1 protein-coding gene is annotated in these 244 nt (G+C 67.6%); it reads left to right on the top strand.

Annotated features, from left to right (window positions below; genetic code table 11):
• The first annotated feature begins 16 nt into the window (after positions 1-16).
• Positions 17-154, top strand: coding sequence for a c-type cytochrome (locus SB754_RS22385; RefSeq protein ID WP_410784476.1), 138 nt, complete (start codon positions 17-19; stop codon positions 152-154).
• Positions 155-244: the final 90 nt, after the last annotated feature.

Genomic DNA, 244 nt, shown 5'->3' with positions numbered 1-244 from the left:
GCAGTGGGGCCCGCGCGTGGAGAAGGGCATCGAGACCCTCTACGACCACGCCATCAACGGCTTCAACGCTATGCCCGCCAAGGGCGGCAACATGAGCCTGTCCGATGACGACGTGAAGGCCGCCGTCGACTACATCGTCGAACCGGTGCAGTAAGCCCGACCGGCCAGCTGGCCATTCGGCAACGCAAACGGGGCGCTCAGGCGCCCCGTTCGCGTTGGTGCCGTCCGGCTCCGGCAGGCAACC

Origin of the sequence: Leifsonia sp. SIMBA_070 (assembly GCF_046534635.1) — a bacterium.
In the GTDB taxonomy this organism is placed as follows: Bacteria; Actinomycetota; Actinomycetes; order Actinomycetales; family Microbacteriaceae; genus Leifsonia.
This window is presented reverse-complemented; position numbering and strand designations above follow the sequence as displayed.